The organism is Methylobacterium sp. WL120 (assembly GCF_008039465.1).
Classification (GTDB): domain Bacteria; phylum Pseudomonadota; class Alphaproteobacteria; order Rhizobiales; family Beijerinckiaceae; genus Methylobacterium; species Methylobacterium cerastii.
Genome location: NZ_VRUT01000200.1, coordinates 1 through 6,862, shown reverse-complemented (window position 1 = coordinate 6,862; position 6,862 = coordinate 1). Strand labels below are relative to the sequence as shown.

Annotated in this window: 9 protein-coding genes and 1 pseudogene; 1 reads left to right on the top strand and 9 read right to left on the bottom strand. The window is 71.9% G+C overall.

The features are described from left to right. Nucleotides 1-216: 216 nt before the first annotated feature. The 5 genes from FV229_RS23950 to FV229_RS23930 form a co-directional block, all read right to left on the bottom strand. On the bottom strand, nucleotides 217-477 hold the full coding sequence (locus FV229_RS23950; RefSeq protein ID WP_147754345.1) for an exodeoxyribonuclease VII small subunit: 261 nt from the start codon (nucleotides 475-477) through the stop codon (nucleotides 217-219). 144 nt (nucleotides 478-621) lie between these two features. Further along, entirely contained in the window at nucleotides 622-1,134 is a 513-nt protein-coding gene (locus FV229_RS23945) for a protein tyrosine phosphatase (protein ID WP_147754344.1), read from the bottom strand. Nucleotides 1,135-1,153: 19 nt separating this feature from the next. After that, entirely contained in the window at nucleotides 1,154-1,726 is a 573-nt protein-coding gene (locus tag FV229_RS23940) for a hydrolase (protein ID WP_147754346.1), read from the bottom strand. A gap of 29 nt (nucleotides 1,727-1,755) precedes the next feature. Further along, the gene (locus FV229_RS23935; RefSeq protein WP_147754343.1) at nucleotides 1,756-2,409 is read right to left on the bottom strand and encodes a DNA-3-methyladenine glycosylase I; all 654 of its coding nucleotides are present in this window, start codon (nucleotides 2,407-2,409) and stop codon (nucleotides 1,756-1,758) included. Further along, nucleotides 2,410-3,258 carry a folate-binding protein YgfZ gene (locus FV229_RS23930; protein WP_147754342.1) on the bottom strand — a complete coding sequence of 283 codons (849 nt, stop codon included), beginning with the start codon at nucleotides 3,256-3,258 and terminating at the stop codon, nucleotides 2,410-2,412. A gap of 139 nt (nucleotides 3,259-3,397) precedes the next feature. Between FV229_RS23930 and FV229_RS23925 the strand changes: the two genes are divergently transcribed. Continuing rightward, nucleotides 3,398-4,735 carry a dihydroorotase gene (locus tag FV229_RS23925; RefSeq protein WP_147754341.1) on the top strand — a complete coding sequence of 446 codons (1,338 nt, stop codon included), beginning with the start codon at nucleotides 3,398-3,400 and terminating at the stop codon, nucleotides 4,733-4,735. A 110-nt stretch (nucleotides 4,736-4,845) separates the two neighbouring features. On the opposite strand, the gene FV229_RS23920 is transcribed toward FV229_RS23925, so the two are convergent. The 4 genes and pseudogenes from FV229_RS23920 to FV229_RS27660 all read right to left on the bottom strand — a co-directional run. After that, complete coding sequence (locus FV229_RS23920; protein ID WP_147728485.1) at nucleotides 4,846-5,100, bottom strand: hypothetical protein; 255 nt, start codon at nucleotides 5,098-5,100, stop codon at nucleotides 4,846-4,848. Between the two features lie 159 nt (nucleotides 5,101-5,259). Continuing rightward, nucleotides 5,260-5,682, bottom strand: coding sequence for a TIGR02301 family protein (locus FV229_RS23915; protein ID WP_246688318.1), 423 nt, complete (start codon nucleotides 5,680-5,682; stop codon nucleotides 5,260-5,262). A 296-nt stretch (nucleotides 5,683-5,978) separates the two neighbouring features. Next, on the bottom strand, nucleotides 5,979-6,443 hold the full coding sequence (locus FV229_RS23910) for an NUDIX hydrolase (protein ID WP_147754339.1): 465 nt from the start codon (nucleotides 6,441-6,443) through the stop codon (nucleotides 5,979-5,981). Continuing rightward, nucleotides 6,440-6,862 (bottom strand): annotated as a pseudogene (locus tag FV229_RS27660) (hypothetical protein); the annotation flags it as partial. The pseudogene FV229_RS27660 and the gene FV229_RS23910, both read right to left, overlap by 4 nt.

The following is a 6,862-nucleotide window of genomic DNA, read 5'->3' as shown; positions in this document are numbered from 1 at the left end:
TGCCCGCCCGTCACCGACACGGTCTCGATCATCTCAGACCGAACCGCCTCCGCAACCGCCGGAAGGTCGCTCTCCGGCAACAAACGCAACGCAGACGTCTCAGACAAACCGTCCAAAATCGAGGGGGCCGGCATCGGGGGGGACTGCGTCACGGGTTCGGCCTCATCTCAGGTCTCGGACGGGGAGCGAGGGCGCCGGGCGCGCACGCTCCGCATCTCAGTCGACGTCCAGGGGTGCGACGCCTTCGGCGCGTCCATCGGGTGTCAGGGTGATGCGCTGGATACGGGCCTCGGCCCGCTTCAGCAGCATCTCGCAGTGGCGCTTCAGCGCCTCGCCGCGCTCGTAGATCGTCACCGATTCGTCGAGCGCCACGTCGCCCTTCTCCAGGCGGCGGACGATGTCCTCGAGCTGCTCCAGCGCCTTTTCGAAAGGCATGTCGGCGGCGATCGCGGTCGCGTCGGGTCGGCTTTCGGTCATCCCTACAGGATCCTTTGGTGCGGTTCTAAGGCGGAGGCGGCGACCGCGACAACCCCGGGCACGATCAGGGTGGGGTGCGACCGGCGGTTTTCCGAGGCTGCGGCGACGTTTGCGCCACACCGGTACGGCGGCGGATCGGCCCGGTCAGCCGAGTTCGTAGCGGAACGGGACGCCCTCGAACGCGTCCGCGCCGCGGCCGATCGCGGCGATGGCGGCGACCATACGGCCGTCGCGGCCGAGCAGGCGGTCGGCGATCTCGACGAACAGGCGGTTCGGCGTGGCCGACGGCGAGACGAGGCGCAAGGAAGCGGCGGCTTCCACTTCGTCGCGCGCCGGGTCGAGGGCGCAGGCGGCGATGTAGGCGGCCGCGGTCGAGCGGCTGATGCCGGCGTAGCAGTGGATCACCATCGGCTTCTCGCGCGGCCACGACGTGACGAAGTCGAGGATGGCGCGGACATGGTCCTCGGCCGGCAGCACGTAGCCGTCCGTGGCGACCGCGATGTCGCTGACGCCGACGACCGCGTGGCAGCCCTCGGCGATGCTCGCCGGCCGCGCCGGCGTCGCCGGCGGCGTGACAAGCGTCAGGACGTGGCTCGCCCCGGTCGCGGCGACGGTCTCGGTCAGGCGCGACAGGGGGCAGACGTGAAGCGTCGACATCTCGGGTCCGGGATTTCCGTCAGGTTTTGGAGGCGGTCGTCTGCAGCGCCGCGAAGCGGTCCAGGTAGCGGGCCTGGGCCTCGGCGGTCGGCCAGGGGTCGAGCAGGGCGAGGACGGGCTCGGGCAGGTCCTCGTGCCGGCCGAAATAGCGCGTCGCCTCGTCTGGCGCGAATCCGGCGAGGCGCACCGCCTCCGCGTGGGCGGCGACGCGGTCCGCGCGCTTGACCAGGCGTGCGAAGGCCGGCGTCGGGGCATCGAGGCCGAAGCGGCGACGGATCGCGGCGAGCAGACGCCGCTCGACGCCCTTGTAGGCGTCGCCGATCGCCGCCTTGAGTGGGGAGATGATGTCGCCGACGACGTATTCGGGCGCGTCGTGCAGCAGCAGTTCGAGGCCCTGCTCCGGGGTGCAGGCCGGGAGGAGGTGGCGGCCCACCGCCTCGACCAGCAGCGAGTGCTGCGCCACGGAGAGCACGTGCGGCCCGGCGGTCTGCCCGTTCCAGCGCGCCACGCGGGCGAGCCCGTGGGCGATGTCGGCCACCTCGATGTCGAGCGGGGAGGGGTCGAGCAGGTCGAGGCGACGGCCCGACAGCATCCGCTGCCAGGCCCGCGGCTGCACGGCGCTCAACGGTCCTCCTCCGCCAGCGCGGCGCAGGGCGCGTGGCGATGGCACCCGACGAGGTGGTCGTTCACCATCCCCACCGCCTGCATGAAGGCGTGGACGATCACCGGCCCGCAGAAGGTGAAGCCCTGCGCCTTCAGGGCTTTGGCGATGCGCCGAGACAAGCCCGTCTCGGTCTGGATCTCGCCTCGCGTCCGGGCAATGCCCTGAATCGGCAGACCCTCAGGCAGGTGGTTCCACAGGAACTTCGAAAATCCCGGTCCGCTCTCCTCGATCCGCAGCCAGGCGCGGGCGCCGGCGATGGTCCCGACGATCTTGGCGCGGTTCCGGATGATGCCGGTATCCTGCATCAGGCGCGCGACGTCGGCCTCGGTGAAGCGCGCGATGGCCTCGGGATCGAAGTCGGCGAAGGCGCGGCGGAAGCCGTCGCGGCGACGCAGGATGGTGATCCACGACAAACCGGCCTGGAAACCGTCGAGGATCAGCTTCTCGTAGAGCGCTCGCCCGTCGCGCTCGGGTACGCCCCACTCCGTGTCGTGATAGGCGACGTAGAGCGGATCGAGTCCGGCCCACCAGCACCGGGCGCAGCCGTCCGGGTGATGGATCAGGCCCTCGACCGGGTGGTGAGGCTCAGTGACGTGCGGTGCCTCGGCCATTCAGCCGGCCGCGGCATCGGGCATCGCGAAGCTGGCGAAGGCTGGGCGCTCGACGGTGAGGACCTTGCCGTCGGCGTGCAGGGGCTCGCCCGCCGCGAACGCGTCGGCGAGCCGGTCGAGGCGCAGCATCGCGAGGCTGCGCCCGGCGGCTTGGCTTCCCGTCCGCCCGAGCACCTTGGCGCCGGCGGTGATCTCGGAGCCGGGCGCCGCCGCCTCGCCCTCGGGATAGGTCGCGGGCAGCATCCGCGTGCGGGCGGTGCCGCGGTGCTGCATCCGCGAGACCACCTCCTGGCCGACATAGCAGCCCTTGCGGAAGTCGACGCCGCCGAGCTGGTCCATCAACGCCTCGTGCGGGAAGGCGTCGCCGAGGGGAAAGTCGCGCCCGGCCTCGGGGACGCCGAGGGCGATGCGGTGGGCGTGGTAATCCGCCTCCGCCGCATCCGCGGAGAAGGCGCCGACGGCCGCGTAGAGCCGCGCGCCGAGGCCGTCCGCCCGCGCGTCGGCGACGGCGTCGACCTCGGCTGCGGTGGTGGCGCCATCCCAGGATGCGGCGATGGCGACGGTCGGGTCGACAGCGATCTCGACCTGGGCGCGCAGGCGGTAGAGCGTCAGGCGCTTGGCCAGGGCCGCCGCCTGCTCGGACGCGACGTCGAGGCGGAAGCCGCCGGGGATGCGCGAGATCAGGAAGTCGAACTGGATCTTGCCCTGCGGCGTCAGCAGGGCGCCGAGCCGGGCCTCGGCCTCGCCGAGGGTCTCGACGTTGCAGGTGATCACACCCTGAAGCAGGGCGGGGGCGTCAGGACCGGTGACGTGGACGAGGGCGCGGTCCGGCAACAGGGCGATCGGCATGGCAGTTCCTTCGTCGGCGCGACGAGGCCTCGCCAGGCCAAGTGAGGCCTTCCGGGCCGCGCGATTGCGCGAGGATGACGCGTGACATAAGCCGCCGGTGACCCGGCCTCAACCAAGGCGCTCGCGCAAGGCGTTTCCCATGGACAAGCCCTTCGACCTCGTCCTCTCCGGCGGCACCGTGGTGAACCAGGACGGCGCGCACCGGGCCGACCTCGGCATCCGCGACGGACGCATCGCGGCGATCGGCGACCTGGCGCAGGCGACGGTCGGCGAGCGGCAGGATTGCACCGGCCTGCACCTGCTGCCGGGCGTGATCGACACGCAGGTGCATTTCCGCGAGCCGGGCCTCGACCACAAGGAGGACCTGGAATCGGGCTCGCGTGCCGCCGTGATGGGCGGGGTGACCGCGGTGTTCGAGATGCCCAACACCAACCCGCTCACCACCAGTGCCGCCGCGCTCGCCGACAAGGTGTCGCGCGCGCACCACCGGATGCATTGCGACTTCGCGTTCTGGGTCGGCGGCACCCACGAGAACGTCGGCGCGCTCGCCGAGCTGGAGCGGCTGCCGGGGGCCGCCGGCATCAAGGTGTTCGTCGGCTCCTCCACCGGCTCGCTGCTGGTCGAGGACGACGCGGGCGTGCGCGCCATCCTCAAGGCGATCCGCCGGCGCGCCGCGTTCCATTCGGAGGACGAGCCGATGCTGCGCGCGCGCAAGGACCTTCGGGTCCCCGGAGACCCGTCCTCGCACCCGGTCTGGCGCTCGCCCGAGGTGGCGATGCAGGCGACCCGGCGGCTGGTGGCGCTGGCGCGCGAGACCGGCGCCCGCATCCACATCCTGCACATCTCCACCGGCGACGAGATGGACTACCTCGCCGACCACAAGGACGTGGCGAGCGTCGAGGTGACGCCGCACCATCTGACGATCAACGGAGACGAGGCCTATGCGCGCCTCGGCACCCTCGTGCAGATGAACCCGCCGGTGCGCGGCGAGGCGCATCGCCGGAAGATCTGGTGGGGCCTGGAGCAGGGCGTCGCCGACATCCTCGGCTCGGACCACGCGCCGCACCAGCTGGACGAGAAGGCCAAGCCCTATCCGGATTCGCCGTCGGGGATGACCGGAGTGCAGACGCTGGTGCCGATCATGCTCGACCACGTGGCGGCCGGCAGCCTCTCGCTCGAGCGCTTCGTGGATCTCACCAGCGCCGGGCCGAAGCGCCTGTTCGGCATCGCGCGCAAGGGACGCCTCGCGCTGGGCTACGACGCCGACGTGACGGTGGTCGACCTCAAGCGCCGCGAGACCATCCGCAACGACTGGATCGCTTCAAAGAGCGCCTGGACACCCTACGACGGCAAGGTGGTGACGGGGTGGCCGGTCGGCACGGTGGTGCGCGGCGCCCGCGTGATGTGGGACGGCGTGTTGACCGAGCCGTCGCGCGGCGAGGCCGTTGTCTTCGAGGAAGCGCTGCCGAGGGCCTGAGCCGTCAGGCCTCGGTGTCTATTCCGACCCCTCGCATGGGCCTGAGATGGTTGGCCGGATGCCCGCGCCGAGGGCGAGCAACCGGCCGGTGTCGTCGATCGGACGTGCCCTCAGTGCTGGAGCGCGGTGGTGAAGGCGCCGCCGCGGATACGCTCGGGGAATCCCTCGGCGTAGCGGGCGGTGGCCTCCTCGCCATAGGTCATCACGAGTTCCTGGAAGGCCGCGAACAGGGCGGCCTGGGCCATGCAGTCTCCGTCGAGGCCGTCGAGACAGCCTTCCGCGAACGCTTCGGACACGTAGCCCAGGGCGGCGCGCTTCTCGTCCACGTCGGCTTCGAACGGGGCGGTCTGAGTGCTGTTCTGCATGGCGGTCGTATCCGTTGCGCGCGGGCTGGAGGCCCGGCGTACGGAGGGGATGATAGGCGGCTCATGGGTCCGCGACCAGCCGGGAATTGCGAAGCGGTTAACGCGACCGATCGAATACTGCGGTTTTCCCGGATGCTTCGCGGGTGTGGCCAGGCTGCATCATCCGCCGAAACGCCCGGCCAGCGCGTGCGACAGGCGCTCGCCTTCGGCGACGAAGCGGGCAGTCGCTTCGTGCGCTGCGGGGGTGCATACGCGATAGGTCGCGGCATAGCCGCGATAGCCGCGGTTGTAGGCCCCGGCGAGGCGGTCGCGTCGGCCGGGGGTGACGCCCTCGGCCTCGATCAGCGCCTTCATCCGGTTCGACCACTCGGCGGCGTCGGCCCCCGCGCAGAGCCCGCGCAGGAAGGCGAGCGAGCCGATGATCTCGGACAGGCGCGTGAGGTCGCGGTCATAGGGCGCGGCCTGCTCCGGAGGCGGGGCCGGCGGCTCTTTCTCGGCAGGTTTCGTGGTCTGGCGCGCCGCCGGGCGTTGCTGGGCGAGGGCCGGCGTGTGCGCGGCGGCGGCGAGACAGCCGAAAACCAAGAGTATCGTTCGCAGCGTGGCGATCATCCGCCCGAATGAGCCGCTTGGTGTCTTCCTACTCCCTGTCATCCGGGGGCTGCGCAGCAGTGCCCGGGATTCAGAGCCGCCGACAGCGCAAGCTGGATCACCATCCGCGGTTCTGGATCCCGGGCTCGCCTTAGGCGCCCCGAGATGGCGAGGAGGGGACGACAACGGATTTCGTGAAGTCCGCACATTCTGCGGCGAATAGTGCGCGAAAGGCCTACCCGAGCGGTTGGACGGCTGCGGAACTGGGTCAACGGCGGCTGAAACCGTTTTCATCGGCCACCCGCCGACCGATAGGCCTCGACCTTCGCGAACGCGGCGGCGAGCGTGTCCGCGAGGCCGGGCGTCGTCTCCAGCTCCGCCAACTCCGCGCGGGTCGCCCAACGGACAGCGAGCGCTTCGGGGCCGGCCTCCGGCTCGCCGCCGCACCAGAGCGCCGCGTGCGGGTGGACGACGTAGTGGTGGCGCACGCGGCCGTCGGCCTCGCGCTGGATGATCTCGGTGGGCGGCAGCACGCCGACCATCTCGGCGTCGAGGCCGACCTCTTCCTTGAGTTCGCGCAGGGCCGCGTCGGCGATGGCCTCGCCGGCTTCGACGAGGCCGCCGGGCAGGGTCCAGACGCCGCGCATCGGTGCGTTGGCCCGCGCGGCGAGGAGCACGCGATCGTCGCGGATCACCGCGATCGACGCGCCGACGAAGGGGCGCAGCGGGAACAGGCGCGTCTCGGCTTCGGTCACGGCGTCGCCCCGTCCGGCGCGACGACGGCGACGCGGCCGTCGGACAGCCCGACCAGGATGCGCGACTGGCGCCCGCGGCCGAGCGCGGCGACGCCGAAGGCGGCAGGCGCAGGGAGCGCGATCCGCGCCCGCTCGCGGATGCCGCCCTTCAGCGAAACCAGGGCGAGCGCCGTGCCGTCGGCGGCGGGCAGGGCAAGGTCCGGCGCAGCCTTGTCCTCGCCCTCGACCGCGGCGGCGAGGTCGACGTCGCCCGAGCCCGCGGCATAGCCCGGGGCCTCGCCGTCGAGGGTGAAGGCGTCGGCGGCCGGACTCCACACTTGAAGCCGCCCGCCCTTCGCGAGGATGGCGGCGACCCGCGGCGACCCGGTGCCGGCGAAGTCGGCGACGGCCGCGATCCGCAGCGGCGCGCCGTCCTGCGG